Origin of the sequence: Streptomyces silvae, from assembly GCF_016745505.1 — a bacterium.
Taxonomy (GTDB): Bacteria; Actinomycetota; Actinomycetes; order Streptomycetales; family Streptomycetaceae; genus Streptomyces; species Streptomyces silvae.
This window is the reverse complement of the sequence record NZ_JAERUC010000039.1, coordinates 1-16,514: the sequence shown is the minus strand read 5'-3', so window position 1 is coordinate 16,514 and position 16,514 is coordinate 1. Positions and strand designations below refer to the sequence as shown.

Below are 16,514 nucleotides of genomic sequence, written 5' to 3'. Positions count from 1 at the left end.
GTCGACCACTGAGAACAGTCCCATCAGACGAATGCCCCGTGCCCGGCGGACACCGCGCCGCGCACTCGACAGTGACGGAAACCCTGTGATCACCACTTCGGGCCTCACGAAGGTCTACCAGTCACGCGGCCGCGAGGTCACCGCCCTGGACGGCGTGGACCTGCACGTCCGCGAAGGCGAGGTCTACGGCGTCATCGGACAGAGCGGCGCCGGAAAGTCCTCCCTGATCCGCTGCGTCAACCTCCTGGAACGCCCCACCGCGGGCACCGTGACCGTCGCCGGACAGGACCTCACGGCCCTCGCCGGCCGCGGCCGCCGCGCCGGCAAGGAGCTGCGCCGGGCGCGCAACCGCATCGGCATGGTCTTCCAGCACTTCAACCTGCTGGACTCGCGCACCGTCCGGGACAACGTCGAGCTGCCCCTGGAGATCCTCGGGATCTCCGGACAGGCACGCACCCGCAAGGCGCTCGAACTCCTCGACCTCGTCGGCCTCGCCGACAAGGCCAAGGCCTACCCCGCCCAGCTGTCCGGCGGCCAGAAGCAGCGCGTCGGCATCGCCCGCGCCCTCGCGGGCGACCCGAAGGTGCTCCTGTCCGACGAGGCGACCTCCGCGCTGGACCCCGAGACCACCCGCTCCATCCTCCAGCTGCTGCGCGACCTCAACCAGGAGCTCGGCCTCACCGTCCTGCTCATCACGCACGAGATGGACGTCGTCAAGACCGTCTGCGACTCCGCCGCGCTGATGAGGAAGGGCCGCATCGTCGAGTCGGGCACCGTCGGCGGACTGCTGGCCACCCCCGGATCCGAACTGGCCCACGAGCTGTTCCCGGTCGGCGGGGCCCCCTCCGGACCCGGCTCCACCGTCGTCGACGTCACCTTCCACGGTGAGGCCGCGGCCCAGCCGGTGATCTCGCAGCTCTCCCGCACGTACAACATCGACATCTCGATCCTCGGCGCCGCGATGGACACCGTCGGCGGCAAGCAGATCGGCCGCATGCGCATCGAGCTGCCCGGCCCCTTCGACGAGAACGTCGTACCGATCGGCTTCCTGCGCGAGCAGGGCCTCCAGGCCGAGGTCGTGGACGGCAGCCCCGCCGCACCCACCGGCATCCCCTCCCAGACCCCCGCCGCGATCACCAAGGAGGTGGCGAAGTGACCTGGTCCGAAATGCAGCCACTGCTCACGCAGGGCACCATCGACACCCTCTACATGGTGCTCTGGTCCACGCTCGTCACCGTCGTCGGCGGGCTGCCGCTCGGCATCCTGCTCGTCCTCACGGACAAGGGCGGACTGCTGCAGAACACCGTGGTGAACAAGATCGTCGGCGTGATCGTGAACATCGGGCGCTCCCTGCCGTTCATCATCCTGCTGATCGCCCTGATCCCCTTCACCACCTGGGTCGTCGGCACCTTCATCGGCCCGTCCGCGATGATCGTGCCCCTCGCCATCGGGGCCATCCCCTTCTTCGCGCGGCTCGTCGAGACGGCGGTGCGCGAGGTCGACCACGGGCTCGTCGAGGCCGTCCAGTCGATGGGCGGGTCCATCCCGACGATCGTCCGCAAGGTCCTGCTGCCGCAGGCCCTGCCCTCGCTGGTCTCCGGTGTCACCACCACCGTCATCGTGCTCATCGGCTACTCCGCGATGGCCGGCGCCGTCGGCGGCGAAGGGCTCGGCTCCAAGGCCGTCACCTACGGATTCCAGCGCTTCGACGACCAGTTCATGCTCATCACCGTCGCGCTGCTCATCGTCATCGTGACCGTGGTCCAGCTGATCGGCGACGTGGCCGGGCGCCTGCTGGCCCGCCGGGGCCGCACCACCACCTGAACTTTCTTCTCCCCTGAAGTCCGAACTCCTTGTCCGGGCGCACCACCACCATCGGAAAGAGGCACTCTTCGTGCGTAAGAACATCAAGATCACCGCTGCCGCCGCAGCCACCGCCGCCCTCGCCCTCGGGCTCAGCGCCTGCGGCACGGACTCCGACCCGGCCTCCAAGGGCGAGACCGGTGCCAAGGCGGACACCTCCAAGGCCCTCGTCGTCGCCGCGTCCCCGACGCCGCACGCCGACATCCTCAACTACGTGAAGAAGAACCTGGCGGACAAGGCCGGTCTCAAGCTGGAGGTCAAGGAGTTCACGGACTACGTCCTGCCGAACACCGCCACCGAGAACGGCCAGGTCGACGCCAACTTCTTCCAGCACAAGCCCTACCTGGACGACTTCAACAAGAAGAACAAGACCCACATCGTCCCGGTCGTCAACGTCCACCTCGAGCCCCTCGGCCTCTACTCCAAGAAGATCAAGGACGTGAAGGACATCAAGGCGGGCCAGACCGTCGCCGTCCCGAACGACACCACCAACGAGGGCCGCGCGCTCCAGCTCCTCGCCGAGAACGGCCTGATCACCATCAAGGACGGCGTGGGCACCAACGCCAAGATCAGCGACATCACGGACAAGAAGGGCCTGGAGTTCAAGGAGCTGGAGGCCGCCACCGTGCCCCGCGCCCTGGACGACGTCGACGCCGCCGTCATCAACGGCAACTACGCCATCGAGGCCGACCTGAAGCCCGCCCAGGACTCCCTGGTCCTGGAGAAGGCCGAGGGCAACCCGTACGCCAACTTCCTGGCCGTCAAGGACGGCAACGAGGACGACCCCCGGGTCCAGAAGCTCGCCGAGCTCCTGAACTCCGACGAGGTCAAGAAGTTCATCGAGGACACCTACAAGGGATCCATCGTCCCCGCCTTCGGTGAGCCCGCCAAGTCCTGACCTCCGTACCGCACTTGCTCCACGAGCCCCGCACGCCCGAACAGGGTGTGCGGGGCTCCGCCGTGCCGACCCGGCCATGCGCATCCACGGTCCGATGCTGCATGCTGGTGCCTTTACACGGTCTTCTGCATGGAGCTGCGCATGACTACCACCTTCCCGTCCATCTCCATCAGCACGGACAGGTTGGTGCTGCGCCCCTTCGACATGGCGGACGTCCCCGCGTACATCGAGATGATGAACGACGAGCTGGTCACCGCCTGGACCGACGCCCCCCACCCCTACACCCAGGTCGACGCCGAACGGTGGGTCCGCAGGATCGCGCCCGCCGAACGCTCCCAGGGCAACGGCATCGTCTTCGCCGTCACCGAGTTCCTCACCCAGCGCCTCGTCGGCTCCGTACGGCTCCTCAACACCGACCGGCGCACCCTGGCCACCGAGGTCCGCTACATCACCGCCCCCTGGGCGCGCGGCGAGGGATACGCCACCGAGTCCGTGCTCGCCCTCGCCGAATGGCTCTTCCGCGACCAGGGCTTCGAACGCATCGAGCTGCGCACCCCCGCGGGCAACACCGCCTCCCAGCAGGTCGCCCAGAAGCTGGGCTGCATCAGCGAGGGAGTCCTGCGCAACGCCCGCATAGCCAGGACCGCCACCGAGGACGGCGGCTGGACCGACATCAGGACCGACCTCATCGTGTGGGGGCTCCTGCCCGAGGACCTGGAGGGCGTCGCCGAGCAGCTGGCCGACGCGGGCGGCTACGGCACGTACAACGACTGGAACTGACCTCCCTCCCGGGTGCCGGGAGCCCCCGGCAGAGCGCGGGTACGGACCGGATACGCTCACCCTTGCTCCGCCCGTCCGGCGGAGCGCCCCGCCTGCTCACACCCTGGAGACTGACGACGATGGCCGACCGGGTCACGGTGATCGGCTGGGACGGCTCCCCACTGACCGGCGCTGCCACCGCAGCGCTCTCGGCCGCTACCCTCGTCGCCGGAGCCGGCCACCACCTCGATCTCCCCGAGGTCCCCGAGCGCGCCGAGCGGATCCGCCTCGGCAGCGTGGACCTGGCCGCCCGCAGGATCGCCGGCCACCGGGGGAGCGCCGTGGTCCTCGCCGACGGCGACCCCGGCTTCTTCGGCGTCGTACGCACCCTGCGCAAGCCGGAGCACGGGCTGGAGGTCGAGGTCGTCCCCGCCGTCTCCTCCGTCGCCACCGCCTTCGCCCGCGCCGGGATGCCCTGGGACGACGCGCAGATCGTCGTCGCCCACCCGCGCACCCTGCGCCGCGCGGTCAACGTCATCCGGGCCCACCACAAGGTGGCCGTCCTGACGTCCCCCGGCGCAGGCCCCGCCGAGCTCGCCCTGCTGCTCGAAGGGGTCCACCGCACCTTCGTGATCTGCGAGGAACTCGGCACCGTACGCGAGCGGGTCACCGTCCTCACCTCGGACAAGACCGCCGATCACACCTGGCGCGACCCCAACGTCGTCATCGTCATCGGCGGCGGGCCCGAGACCACCACCACCGGCCCCTGGATCGCCGGCCGGCGCACCGAGGACGTCCGGGGCTGGGCGCTGCCCCCGGCCTCGTACGGCGGCGCGGGGGAGACCGGCGAAGGGGAGTTCCCCGGACTGCGCGCCGCCCAGCTCGCCCGCCTGGGCCCGCGCACCGGCGACCTGGTCTGGGACATCGGCTCCGGCAGCGGCGCCCTCGCCGTGGAGGCGGCCCGCTTCGGCGCGGCGGTGCTCGCCGTGGACCGCGACCCCGACGCCTGCGCGCGTACGTCCGCCGCCGCCCGCGCCTTCCGGGTGGGCGTCCAGGTCGTCAGGGGCGAGGCCCCGCACGTGCTGGAGCGCCTGCCCGAACCCGACGTCGTACGGATCGGGGGCGGCGGGGCACCCGTGGTGACGGCCGTCGCCGACCGGCGGCCGGAACGTATCGTCACCCACGCCTCGAACCGGGACGAGGCGGAGGCACTGGGCGCGGCGCTCTCGGAGAACGGCTACACCGTCGCGTGCTCGCTGCTCCAGTCCGTCGAACTGGACACCTCGGCCTGGGCGGAACGCGAACGGTCCGTCGTGTTCCTGCTCTCCGCGGTGCGGTCCGATCTCGCCCCCTGAAGTGTTCTCGGGGGAGCGCGAGGTAGGCTGACCGATTGTTGTACCGCGCCCGGCTGTTCGACGGTTCGTTCGTCAATGTCCGGAAAAGTGGACCGTTTTGGTCCGCGATGTGGTACGGCGTAACCGGGGGACGCGCAACGTGGCGCAGTCCACATCGAGCCGAGGCAGAACTGTCTGTCGCGGCGGCGAACGGCCGCGAGAATGTATACCTCCGCGCGCGTTTCGTGCCGCGCGGGGAGCCCGCTCGTTCTTGTTGACGAGCACCGGCGTGCCGTGGTTCGGGCATCCCGGGCGAAGGGCGAAGGAGCACTGACGATGGGCGAGGGGTACGCATGACTGACACCGGCCAGATCCCGGGCGAGGGACTGCCGGAGAACGCAGGCATGGTGGAGCAGCCGGGCATCCCCGCCCAGGACGCCTACACCTACCTCGACCCCTCCGAGCACACACCCGAGGACGACGACCTCCTTCTGATGCCCGCCTCACAGGGCGCGTGGAGCGATGCTCCGGCCGCCCAGGCCGAGCAGTTCCCGGCCCACGCGCCGGTGCAGGTGCCGGCGGCCGCCGCGCCCGCCCGGCGCCCGCTGCACCGGGGCCCCGCGTCCACCGAGGCGCCCACCTACGGGGGTACGCCGACCGGCGGAGTGGTCCGCTCGCTCGCGGACCGGGGGCCGGCCGGCCCGCAGAACCCGATGCCCGTACGGCACGCGGGTCCGCCGACGGTGGGACCCGAGTACTTCGAGGCCCCGGCCGCCGACGCGACCCTGCTGCCGGGCCCGCAGCTGGGGGAGATCCCGCCCCAGGGTGCGTCCGCGTGGGGCGCACCGGAACCGGTCGCGGCACCTGAGCCGGCACCTGAGCCGGCGGCTGCGCCTGAGCCCGCTGCCGCTCCTGAGCCCGCTGCAGTGACCGAGCCTGCTGCCGTGCCCGAGCCGGTGGAGGCCGCCACGGTGACGGAGCCCGAGCCGGTGGCGGAAGTCCAGCCCGCGACTGCTCCCGAGCCGGTGGTGGAGGCCGAGGCGCCCGCCGCGCAGGTGGCGCCCGCGGAGCTCGCCGAACCCGTCGAGGCAGCCGCACCCGTCCAGGCGGCGGCACCCGCCGCACCTGCCCCGGACGCCGCACCCGCCCCGGACGTCGCAACCGCTCCGCCCGTCGCACCCGCAGAAACGGTCGCTCCGGAGCCGGAGCCCGCGGCAGCCGTGGCGCCGGAAGCCCCCGTGGCGCCGGAGGCATCCGTCGAGCCGGAGGCCTCCGTCGAGCCGGAGCCGGAGGCGGCCGAGGCGCGTCCCGCCGACGCCGTGGCCGAGGCTCCCGCGCCCGTCCAGGCCGGCGCCCCCGCCGAGGCAGCCGTCGTGCCGCCCGTCGAGGCCGCCCCGGCCGAGCCGGCCGGACAGTTCGTCCCCGTGGAGGGATCCGTACCCACGGCTCCCCACCTCGCCCCGGCCCCCGTCGCCGAGGCGCCCGTGGCCGAGGCACCCGTCGCTGGAGCGACCGCCCCCGCCGCCGAGCCCGAGCAGACCCCCGAGCCCGCTCCGGAGGCCGTGGCGCCCGAGGCGTCTGTGGCGCCCGAGGTCCTGGAGGCGCCGGAGCCGGTGGCCGTCCAGCAGCCCGAGATTCTGCCCGAGCCCGTCGCGGTGCCCGAGCCGGCGCCCGAGCTCCTCGTCGTACCGCAGGCCGGACCCCAGATCCTCACGGAGCCCGAAGCCGAGGCCCAGGCCGACCTCGAGCCCGGCACCGGGCCCGAGATCATCGAGACCCCGGAGGCCGAGCCCCCGCACTCCGCCGAGGAGGCCCCCCGGGAGGCCCTGCCCGTCGAGGCGACGGAGCAGCCCGAGGCCGCCGAAGCCGCCCCGGTACAGCCCGAGGCCGCAGAAGGTGACGAGGCCGCCGAGGAGGCCCCCGCCTCCCCGCCCGCCCCCGGCTACGAGGACGCCGAGCGCGAGGCCGTCCTGCGCGTCATGCGTGAACGGCGCGACATCCGCAACGGCTTCCGCAGCGACCCCATCCCGCACGAGGTCCTCCTCCGCGTCCTGGAGGCCGCCCACACCGCGCCCAGCGTCGGCCACTCCCAGCCCTGGGACTTCGTCGTCATCCGCTCCGCGGAGACCCGCCGCTCCATGCACGAACTGGCGCAGCGCCAGCGCGAGGCCTACGCCAAGTCGCTCCCGAAGGCCCGGGCCAAGCAGTTCAAGGAACTGAAGATCGAGGCCATCCTCGACACCCCCGTGAACATCGTGGTCACCGCCGACCCGACCCGCGGCGGCCGCCACACCCTGGGGCGGCACACCCAGCCGCAGATGGCCCCGTACTCCTCGGCGCTCGCCGTCGAGAACCTGTGGCTCGCCGCCCGCGCCGAGGGCCTCGGCGTCGGCTGGGTCAGCTTCTTCGACGAGCGGGAGATGGTCCGCGCACTCGGCCTGCCCGACCACCTCGAAGTCGTCGCCTACCTCTGCGTCGGATACGTCGACGAGTTCCCCGAGGAGCCCGAGCTGATGCAGGCGGGCTGGTCCAAGCGCCGCCCGCTGTCCTGGGTCGTCCACGAGGAGACGTACGGCCGCCGCGCCCTGCCCGGCGAGGAGCCGCACAACCTCCTCCAGGAGACCATCGCCGGCATCCGCCCGCTGGACGCCAAGGCGCTCGGCGAGGCGTGGGAGCGCCAGAAGCGGATGACGAAGCCCGCCGGCGCGCTCGGCATGCTGGAGATCATCTCCGCCCAGCTCTCCGGGCTCTCCCGGCTCTGCCCGCCGCCCGTCCCGGAGCCCGCCGCCGTCGCGATCTTCGCCGGTGACCACGGCGTCCACGCCCAGGGCGTCACCGCGTGGCCGCAGGAGGTCACCGGCCAGATGGTCGCCAACTTCCTCGGTGGCGGCGCCGTCTGCAACGCCTTCGCCGCCCAGGTCGGCGCCGAGGTCTGCGTCGTCGACGTCGGTGTGGCGTGCGAACTGCCGCCGACCCCCGGCCTGCTGCCCCGGAAGGTCCGTCCCGGGACGGCCGACTTCACCACCGGTCCCGCCCTCACCCGCGAAGAGGTGCTCGCGGCGATCGAGGTGGGCATCGAGACCGCCCGCGACCTGGTCGCGGCCGGCAACAAGGGCCTGCTCACCGGTGAGATGGGCATCGCCAACACCACCGCGTCGGCCGCCCTGATCTGTGTCTACACCGGCATGGACCCCGCGGAGGTGACCGGCCGCGGCACCGGGATCAACGACGAGATGCACGCCCGCAAGGTCGATGTCGTACGCCGGGCCCTGGACCTGCACCAGCCCGACCCGACCGACCCGATCGGGGTCCTGGCCGCGGTCGGCGGCCTGGAGCACGCCGCGATGGCGGGCTTCCTGCTGGGCGGCGCGTCGCTCCGTACGCCGGTGATCCTGGACGGCGTGAGTGCCGGTGCGGCGGCGCTCGTCGCCCGCGCGATCGCCCCCGAGGCGCTCGCCGCGTGCATCGCTGGCCACCGCAGCGCGGAGCCCGGCCATGTCGCCGCGCTCAACAAGCTGGGCCTGCGCCCCCTGGTCGACCTCGACCTCCGCCTCGGCGAGGGCACGGGCGCCCTGCTGGCGCTGCCCATCGTGCAGAGCGCCGCCCGCGCGATGCACGAGGTGGCGACGTTCGACGCCGCGGGTGTCACGGAGAAGTAGCCCGAGGCATCCCTCCCGGCCTCGCCGGCGTTCGAGGCGCGGGGCCGGGGCGGGAACCCGGTCACGGGGTGGGGCGGGGAGGCGAGCGGGACCGCCGCGGGCGCCCCGCCCCGGCTCCCGCCCCACCCCGTATCGTGAACCCCGCCCCACCGCCCCCATCACGTCACAGCCGCTCCACCGCCGCAGCGGCCGCAGCACTCCGCATCGCACGAGGAGCACGCACGACCATGGCCGAGTATGACGATCACCCCGCCTACCCCGTCGGACTGCGCCTGAACGGGCGCCGCGTCGTCGTCGTCGGCGGTGGCCAGGTCGCACAGCGGCGGCTGCCCGCCCTCATCGCGGCCGGAGCCGACATCACCCTGATCTCCCCGTCCGCGACCGCCTCCGTCGAGGCGATGGCCGACACCGGCGAGATCCGCTGGGAGCGCCGCAGGTACCAGGACGGCGACCTCGCCGACACCTGGTACGCCCTCGTCGCGTCGTCCGACGCCGCCGCCAACGACGCCGCGTCCGCCGAGGCCGAGCGCACCCGCACCTGGTGCGTCCGGAGCGACGACGCGGAGGCGGCCACCGCCTGGACGCCGGCCACCGGCCGCAGCGAGGGCATCACCGTCGCCGTCCTCACCACCACCTCGCAGGGCCGCGACCCCCGGCACTCCGCCGCCGTCCGCGACGCGATCGTGGAGGGCCTGCGCGACGGCACCCTCGCCGCCCCGCACCACCGCACCCGCGCCCCCGGCGTCGCCCTGGTGGGCGGCGGCCCCGGCGACCCCGACCTGATCACGGTCCGCGGCCGGCGCCTCCTGGCCGAGGCCGACGTGGTCATCGCCGACCGGCTCGGCCCCCGCGACCTGCTCGACGAGCTCCCGCCGCACGTCGAGGTGATCGACGCGGCGAAGATCCCGTACGGCCGGTTCATGGCGCAGGAGGCGATCAACCAGGCGCTCATCGACCACGCCAAGGCCGGCAGGTCCGTGGTCCGCCTCAAGGGCGGCGACCCGTTCGTCTTCGGCCGCGGCATGGAGGAGGCCCAGGCGCTGGCCGCCGAGGGCATCGCCTGCACGGTCGTCCCCGGCATCTCCAGCTCGATCTCCGTGCCGGGCGCGGCCGGGATCCCCGTCACCCACCGCGGCGTCGCGCACGAGTTCACCGTGGTCAGCGGCCATGTGGCACCCGACGACCCGCGCTCCCTCGTCGACTGGGCGGCCCTCGCACAGCTCCGCGGCACCCTCGTCCTCCTGATGGCCGTCGACAAGATCGGCGCCATCGCCCAGGCGCTCATCGCCCACGGCAAGTCCCCGGACACCCCGGTGGCCCTGGTCCAGGAGGGCACCACGGCGGCCCAGCGCAGGGTCGACGCGACCCTCGGGAACGTCGGGGAGCGCGTCGTCGCGGAAGAGGTACGCCCCCCGGCGGTCATCGTCATCGGCGACGTCGTCGCCGTCGGCACGGACCCGGCCGGCCCGCTCGAAGGCTGACGGCCGGCACCCGGCCCACGCCCCCGCACACCGCCCGGCGGAACCCCGCGCCCCCCGCCGGGCCGCAGACCTCACCCCGACAAGGCAGTAGCACCCGTGGCTGAACTCATCACCGTCGACGACCCGGACGACCCCCGGCTGGGCGACTACACCGGCCTGACCGACGTCGAACTCCGGCGCCGGCGCGAACCCGCCGAGGGACTCTTCATCGCCGAGGGCGAGAAGGTCATCCGACGCGCCCGGAACGCCGGGTACGAGATGCGGTCCATGCTGCTCTCCGCCAAGTGGGTCGACGTCATGCGCGACGTGATCGAGGAGGCCACCGCACCGGTCTACGCGGTCACCCCGGCCCTCGCCGAACGCGTCACCGGCTACCACGTGCACCGCGGGGCCCTGGCCTCCATGCAGCGCAAGCCGCTCCCCGGAGCCGGCGCACTGCTCTCCCCGGACCACGGGGACGTACGGCGGGTCGCCGTGTTCGAGGACATCGTCGACCACGCCAACCTCGGAGCGGCCTTCCGCAACGCCGCCGCACTCGGCGTCGACGCCGTCCTGCTCACCCCGCGCTGCGCCGACCCGCTCTACCGGCGGGCGGTCAAGGTCTCCATGGGATCCGTCTTCCACGTCCCCTGGACCCGACTGACGTCCTGGCCCGAGGACACCGGACTGCTCCGCGAGGCGGGCTTCACCACCGCCGCGCTCTGCCTCAGCGACACCTCGATCACCCTGGACGAACTCGTCGCACGGCGGTACGAGAAGCTGGCGCTCGTCTTCGGCACGGAGGGCGACGGGCTCACCCCAGGGGCGCTCGCCGCAGCCGACACCCATGTACGCATCCCGATGGACGCCGGGGTCGACTCGCTCAACGTCGCCGCGGCCTCGGCGGTCGCCTTCTACGCGACCCGGGCCCTCTGACCCGACCACGCGATCCGGGCCTTCTGCCCCCGACCACGCGATCCGGGCCGTCCGACCCGACCACACGCCCCGGGCCTTCTGCTCCCGACCACGCGATCCGGGCCGTCCGGCCTATCCGACCCGGGCCGTCCGACCCCGCGCCGCGTCCGCCTGCCCCGGGTGGACGGCGGCCCCGTCGTACGTCTGTGACGGCGTGCCGCCCAGCCCGCGCGCCGGGCCCTGGCAGCCCTGGGCCGCCGCGATGCCGAGGGCGACCAGCAGCGTCACCACGACGAAGACGACGAGCCGCTGACGCAGCAGCCGTGGATTGGCCGGCCGCCTCCCGCCCTTCCCCGCCGAGGTCGTCCGTACGCCGGGGCGCGAGGCCTGCCTGCCGTTGGTGCCCTTCGGGCCGTGCGGCTGCTGCCCGGAGCGCGGACCGCCCCGCGCCACCCTGGCCTGCGAGCCACCCGTGCGAGGAGACGCCTGGCGCGACGACGAGGGACGCCGCCCACCCGGGGCGCGCGACTCCTGAGCGGGCCCGCCTCCGGCCGTACGCCGGGTCGACTGCTCGGTGTACGGACCCTCCAGCCGCCCGGTCGGCCGGTCCAGCTCCTGCGCGCCCCGCTGCGCCGGCGGCCTGCGCTCCTGGAGTCCCTGCGCCTCACGCGCGGCGATCTCCTTGAGCCGCATGGAGAGCTGGAGGGTGCTCGGCCGCTCCTCCGGGTCCTTCGCCAGACAGGCCCGGACGAGCGGGGCCAGCGCATCGTGCACATCGAACAGATGCGGCTCCTCGTGGACCACGCGGTAGAGCATCACCTCGGAACTGCCGTGCCCGAAGGGTGAGTCCGCCATGGCCGCGTAGGCAAGGGTGGCGCCCAGCGAGAACACGTCCGTCGCGGGCGTCACGGCTGCACCGCGCACCTGTTCGGGCGCCAGGAAGCCGGGCGAGCCGACGGCCGTACCGACATGGGTGAGCGTGCTGGCCCCCGTCGCCCAGGCGATGCCGAAGTCGATGATCCGGGGGCCCTTGGGGGAGAGGAGGATGTTGGACGGCTTCAGGTCGCGGTGGACGACACCGGCCTCGTGCACCGCCACCAGGCCCTCCGAGAGCGCCGCCCCGATCGAGGCCACCTCGGCGGCCGACAGCGGGCCCTCCTCGACGACCTTGTCGTGCAGCGAGGGACCCGGCACGTACTGCGTGGCGAACCACGGGCGGTCCGCCTCCAGATCGGCGGCCACCAGCCGCGCCGTACACCCGCCGCGGATCCTCCGGGCGGCGGACACCTCGCGCGCGAAACGCGAGCGGAACTCCTGGTCCTCCGCCAGGTCCGGCCGGATCACCTTGAGCGCCACCCGCTGGCCCCTGCGGTCGGAACCCAGATAGACGACTCCCATGCCGCCCGCCCCGAGCCGCCGGTGCAGCCTGAACGAGCCGACGACACGCGGGTCCTCGCGCCGGAGCCGCATCATCGCCATCGTCTGCCCATCCCCGCTGCCGGTCCGCCTGACGAGGCACAGCTTACGTACCCGTGGCGCGGCGCGCTCAGAGGCCGCGCCCTCGCCGGCCCATCGATTGTCAGTGCCCGGTGCGAGAATTGAGGTGGGGTCAGGGAGCCGGCGATCCAGGCTCCCCGGCCCGTGCGAGATCTCAAAGGACCGCCGCACAAGGGAGATTGGATCCAAAAAGGGTGATCGTGCGGAAACAGCCGTGGACGCGGGCGACACGACCAGGACGTACGAAGCGGTGGCCTCCAGGGCGGGCCGCCGGGTGGAGACAGCGGACCGCCGGGGGGTGGTGGAAGTGAGTGAAGTCACCCTCCCCATGGCCTTGAAGACATGGGCGGTGCCCCCGTCGGATCGGTGTCCGTGCCGCCTGGCTCCTCCATGGCGACCAGGGTGCCCGCCCCGGTCGAACAGCCGGTCCCCCGGGAGGACGCCTCTGAGCATCCCCTCGGGGATGACCCCAAGGTCCGGCGCCTGATCTCCACCCAGGGGAGTACACCGAGGCCTCCCGGCTCATCCTCCGGGAGGCCCGGCATTCGGTACGCGGGCATGACGCCGTGCGGCCCCCGCCTCCCTAATGTTGGAGTCAAGCGGCGGGCGTGGAACTCGTCCCCCGAGGCCAGACGCCCGCCGCTCCGGAACAGGTCAGGAGAGGAACCATGGCGGACACGGCCACGCGGACGATCATCCGCACGCAGGGACGCAGGGCCTACACCGCGTTCGGCGTACGCCCGTCCGGCACGCGCCACCCGCTGGTGGCGACCGCCATGGTCCTTCCCCTGGCGGCCCTGCTGGTCGTCGTCTTCGGCGGCTGGGACGCAGTGGTCACACAGGCGTCGTCCGTGGGCGTGATGCTGGGGCGCTGAGCGGCGCCCCGGGTCCGGAAGAGCGGTCCGGACCGGGACATCCGGCCAACAGCCCCGTGGGGACGGGGGTGCGGCGGACGGCAGCGTTTGTCCGGCCAGCTGGGGAGCTGGCCGGACATCGCGCTGTCCGGACCCTTTTCGCCGCGTACGGCCCCGCACAGCCGCGTACGACTGCGCACCGCCACGTACGATCGCCGCCGGGACCGGCCGCGGGCCGGCCGACCACCCCCGCGGGAGCCGATCCGATGACCACCACCCCCGTCGTACGCGCGCTGGGCGAGCTCGCGCACGGCAGCGCGCACGCCGGCCCGACTGCGTGCGCCTGCCCCGCGCCCGAGGTGCTCGCCGACCGGCCCGACGGGACCGTGGTCCGCAGCGGCCGGGTCGTCGCCAAGGCGCACGCCGCCGACTCGGAGGTGCCCGCCCTCACCGCCCGCCTGTCCCTGGCCGCCTCACCCCGGCTGGCGGGCATCCTGCTCCCGCCGCTCCCCGCCCCGGCCGGACCGCCCGGCACCGCCGAGGGCCGCACCGTCAGCCTCTGGCCGTACGGCGCACCCGTCGACCCCACGGACCCCGGCGCCGCCCCCTGGGAGGACGCCGCCGCCCTGCTGGCCCGGCTGCACCGCACCCCGCCGCCCCACCCGCTCCCGCCCATGCGCGGCCCGGTCAAGGCCGCCCGGGCCGTGGCACGGATGTGCGCGGCCCGCCCCGGCGACCCGGCCACCGGCCCGGTGCTGGCCGCCTGGCGCGGGCTCCCCGGCTGGGCCCGTGCCGAACACCCGGTGCCCGGACCCCGGGACGGCTTCCTCTGCCACGGCGACCTGCACCTCGGCCAGCTCGTACGGCATCCCGCCGAGCACGGCCCCTGGCTGCTGATCGACATCGACGACACGGGCCTGGGCGATCCCGCCTGGGACCTGGCGCGGCCCGCAGCCTGGTACGCGGCCGGGCTCCTGCCGCCCGCGATCTGGCTGCGCTTCCTGGACACCTACCGGGCGGCCGGCGGCCCGGCCGTGCGGCCCGAAGGGGACCCGTGGCCCGAGCTGGACGTCGCCGCGCGAGCGCTCACGGTGCAGACCGCGGCCCTCGCCCTCGCCAAGTCCACGGCGGAGGACCGCAGTCCGGATGAGGTGGAACAGTTGATGATCGACGCATGTGTCCGCATCGCTTCCCTCCCGCCCGAGTTGGCGCCCGAACACGCGTCGTAGGGTGAAGCGTTCGCCGCCGGGCATGCATTCCGGCGACGTCGTCACGACCTGAGGAGCCGACCCGATGATCCAGTGTCCCAAGTGCCATGCCCAGATGCACACGTACAACCGCAACGGTGTCCAGATCGAGCAGTGCAGCGGCTGCCGGGGGATCTTCCTCGACTACGGCGAGCTGGAGTCCCTGACCCGCCTGGAGTCGCAGTGGGCCCAGCAGGCACCGCCCGCCCCTCCCGCCCCGCAGGCCTACCCCGCGGCGCCCGCCCCGCAGGCCTACCCCGCCGCGCAGGCCCCCGCCTGGGGAGCACCGCACCAGGGCGGTCACTACGGCGGCCACCACCGTCAGAAGAGCTTCGGCCGGATGCTGTTCAGCTCCTGACCCCACCCTCCTGGGCGGGTGGTGCCGCAGGGCGGGTCCGGACCCGGCGTCCGGGCCCGCATTGCATACGGTCGACGGAGTTCCGTTCATGATCTAGTCATGGCCATGGCTGATGCCTAAAGTGCGGGTCCATGAACTTCCTCGACAGGTCCCGAACTGTCGCGCCCCCGGGGTGGAGCCGCTGGCTCGTGCCGCCCGCCGCGCTCGCCGTGCATCTCTCCATCGGACAGGCCTACGCCTGGAGCGTGTTCAAGCCTCCGCTCGAATCCGCCCTCGACCTCTCGGGTACCGCCAGTGCTCTCCCGTTCCAGCTGGGCATCGTCATGCTCGGCCTCTCCGCCGCGTTCGGCGGCACCCTCGTCGAACGCAACGGCCCCCGCTGGGCGATGTTCGTCTCCCTGGTCTGCTTCTCCTCCGGCTTCCTCGTCGCCGCGCTCGGCGCCTCCACCGGCCAGTACTGGCTCGTCGTGCTCGGCTACGGCTTCATCGGCGGCATAGGCCTCGGCATCGGCTACATCTCCCCGGTCTCCACCCTCATCAAGTGGTTCCCCGACCGCCCCGGCATGGCGACCGGCATCGCCATCATGGGCTTCGGCGGCGGCGCCCTCATCGCCTCGCCCTGGTCCACCGGGATGCTGGAGAGCTTCGGTACGGACCGCTCCGGCATCGCCACGGCCTTCCTCGTCCACGGAGTCGTCTACGCCGCCTTCATGGCGCTCGGCGTCTTCCTCGTGCGGGTGCCCCCGGAGGGCTGGCTCCCCGACGGCTGGGAACCGAAGCAGGAGACCCGCAGGCTCGTCACCAACGCCCAGGTCTCCGCCCGCAACGCCCTGCGCACCCCGCAGTTCTGGTGCCTCTGGGTGGTCCTGTGCATGAACGTCACCGCGGGCATCGGCATCCTGGAGAAGGCCGTCCCCATGATCCAGGACTTCTTCGCGAACACGGCCACCCCCGTCTCGGTCTCCGCGGCGGCGGGCTTCGTCGCCCTGCTCTCGCTGGCCAACATGGGCGGACGCCTCCTGTGGTCCTCCACCTCGGACCTCATCGGCCGTAAGAACATGTACCGGATCTACCTCGGCGTCGGCGCCCTGATGTACGTGGTCATCGCCCAGCTCGGCGACGACTCCAAGCCGCTGTTCATCTGCTGCGCGCTGGTGATCCTCTCCTTCTACGGCGGCGGGTTCGCGACCGCGCCCGCCTATCTGAAGGACCTCTTCGGCACGTACCAGGTGGGAGCCATCCACGGACGGCTGCTCACCGCCTGGTCCACCGCCGGCGTCCTCGGCCCGCTGATCGTCAACCGGGTCGCGGACGCGGGGGAGCGGGCCGGGCACAGCGGCCCCGACCTCTACGGGACCTCCCTGACGATCATGATCGGGCTGCTGATCGTCGGCTTCGTCGCCAACGAGTGCATCCGCCCCGTCCACGCACGCTTCCACGAGGCACCGGAAGGGAGCCCCCGTGTCCACCAGCAGTCGTAAACCGCTCATGGTGTTCGTCTGGCTCTGGGTCGCCGTGCCGTTCGGCTACGGGCTGTACGAGCTCGTCCGCAAGGCCACCCAGCTCTTCACCGGCTGACCCCGCCCACGACAGAACCCCCGGTCGTCGAGACGACCGGGGGTTCCGGATGGTGCGCGATACTGGGATTGAACCAGTGACCTCTTCCGTGT

14 protein-coding genes and 1 pseudogene are annotated in these 16,514 nt (G+C 73.0%); 14 read left to right on the top strand and 1 reads right to left on the bottom strand.

Annotation, left to right across the window (positions count from 1 at the left end; all coding sequences use genetic code 11):
• The first annotated feature begins 85 nt into the window (after nucleotides 1–85).
• From JKV81_RS06080 to JKV81_RS06045, 8 genes are all read left to right on the top strand, one after another.
• On the top strand, nucleotides 86–1,156 hold the full coding sequence (locus JKV81_RS06080; RefSeq protein ID WP_129261423.1) for a methionine ABC transporter ATP-binding protein: 1,071 nt from the start codon (nucleotides 86–88) through the stop codon (nucleotides 1,154–1,156).
• On the top strand, nucleotides 1,153–1,824 hold the full coding sequence (locus JKV81_RS06075) for a methionine ABC transporter permease (RefSeq protein ID WP_099176800.1): 672 nt from the start codon (nucleotides 1,153–1,155) through the stop codon (nucleotides 1,822–1,824). Before JKV81_RS06080 ends, JKV81_RS06075 begins: the two co-directional genes overlap by 4 nt.
• Before the next feature lie 70 nt (nucleotides 1,825–1,894).
• A complete protein-coding gene (locus JKV81_RS06070) occupies nucleotides 1,895–2,761 on the top strand; it encodes a MetQ/NlpA family ABC transporter substrate-binding protein (RefSeq protein WP_124279690.1) in 867 nt (288 codons plus the stop codon).
• A 141-nt stretch (nucleotides 2,762–2,902) separates the two neighbouring features.
• Nucleotides 2,903–3,541 carry a GNAT family N-acetyltransferase gene (locus tag JKV81_RS06065; RefSeq protein ID WP_099176802.1) on the top strand — a complete coding sequence of 213 codons (639 nt, stop codon included), beginning with the start codon at nucleotides 2,903–2,905 and terminating at the stop codon, nucleotides 3,539–3,541.
• 119 nt (nucleotides 3,542–3,660) lie between these two features.
• A complete protein-coding gene (gene cbiE / locus JKV81_RS06060) occupies nucleotides 3,661–4,875 on the top strand; it encodes a precorrin-6y C5,15-methyltransferase (decarboxylating) subunit CbiE (RefSeq protein WP_202075090.1) in 1,215 nt (404 codons plus the stop codon).
• 332 nt (nucleotides 4,876–5,207) lie between these two features.
• Complete coding sequence (gene cobT, locus JKV81_RS06055; RefSeq protein WP_202075089.1) at nucleotides 5,208–8,513, top strand: nicotinate-nucleotide--dimethylbenzimidazole phosphoribosyltransferase; 3,306 nt, start codon at nucleotides 5,208–5,210, stop codon at nucleotides 8,511–8,513.
• Nucleotides 8,514–8,740: 227 nt separating this feature from the next.
• Nucleotides 8,741–9,994 (top strand): uroporphyrinogen-III C-methyltransferase, encoded by a 1,254-nt coding sequence (gene cobA / locus JKV81_RS06050; RefSeq protein WP_129261416.1) that lies wholly within the window; start codon nucleotides 8,741–8,743, stop codon nucleotides 9,992–9,994.
• 96 nt (nucleotides 9,995–10,090) lie between these two features.
• Complete coding sequence (locus tag JKV81_RS06045; RefSeq protein WP_129261414.1) at nucleotides 10,091–10,909, top strand: TrmH family RNA methyltransferase; 819 nt, start codon at nucleotides 10,091–10,093, stop codon at nucleotides 10,907–10,909.
• A gap of 111 nt (nucleotides 10,910–11,020) precedes the next feature.
• Here the strand turns inward: JKV81_RS06045 and JKV81_RS06040 are convergent, their stop codons facing one another.
• The gene (locus JKV81_RS06040) at nucleotides 11,021–12,367 is read right to left on the bottom strand and encodes a serine/threonine-protein kinase (protein ID WP_202075088.1); all 1,347 of its coding nucleotides are present in this window, start codon (nucleotides 12,365–12,367) and stop codon (nucleotides 11,021–11,023) included.
• A gap of 196 nt (nucleotides 12,368–12,563) precedes the next feature.
• On the opposite strand from JKV81_RS06040, the pseudogene JKV81_RS36090 reads away from it, so the two are divergent.
• From JKV81_RS36090 to JKV81_RS36900, 6 genes and pseudogenes are all read left to right on the top strand, one after another.
• Nucleotides 12,564–12,856, top strand: a pseudogene (locus tag JKV81_RS36090) (DUF8836 family protein); the annotation flags it as partial.
• A gap of 197 nt (nucleotides 12,857–13,053) precedes the next feature.
• Nucleotides 13,054–13,260: a hypothetical protein gene (locus JKV81_RS06035; RefSeq protein WP_099176808.1), complete on the top strand. Its 207-nt coding sequence runs from the start codon at nucleotides 13,054–13,056 to the stop codon at nucleotides 13,258–13,260.
• A 245-nt stretch (nucleotides 13,261–13,505) separates the two neighbouring features.
• A complete protein-coding gene (locus JKV81_RS06030) occupies nucleotides 13,506–14,468 on the top strand; it encodes a phosphotransferase family protein (RefSeq protein WP_202075087.1) in 963 nt (320 codons plus the stop codon).
• A 64-nt stretch (nucleotides 14,469–14,532) separates the two neighbouring features.
• Nucleotides 14,533–14,844: a TFIIB-type zinc ribbon-containing protein gene (locus JKV81_RS06025; RefSeq protein ID WP_124279697.1), complete on the top strand. Its 312-nt coding sequence runs from the start codon at nucleotides 14,533–14,535 to the stop codon at nucleotides 14,842–14,844.
• Between the two features lie 131 nt (nucleotides 14,845–14,975).
• Nucleotides 14,976–16,325 (top strand): L-lactate MFS transporter, encoded by a 1,350-nt coding sequence (locus JKV81_RS06020; protein WP_129261408.1) that lies wholly within the window; start codon nucleotides 14,976–14,978, stop codon nucleotides 16,323–16,325.
• A 7-nt stretch (nucleotides 16,326–16,332) separates the two neighbouring features.
• Nucleotides 16,333–16,422: an MFS transporter small subunit gene (locus JKV81_RS36900; protein WP_415923270.1), complete on the top strand. Its 90-nt coding sequence runs from the start codon at nucleotides 16,333–16,335 to the stop codon at nucleotides 16,420–16,422.
• The last annotated feature ends 92 nt before the right edge of the window (nucleotides 16,423–16,514 follow it).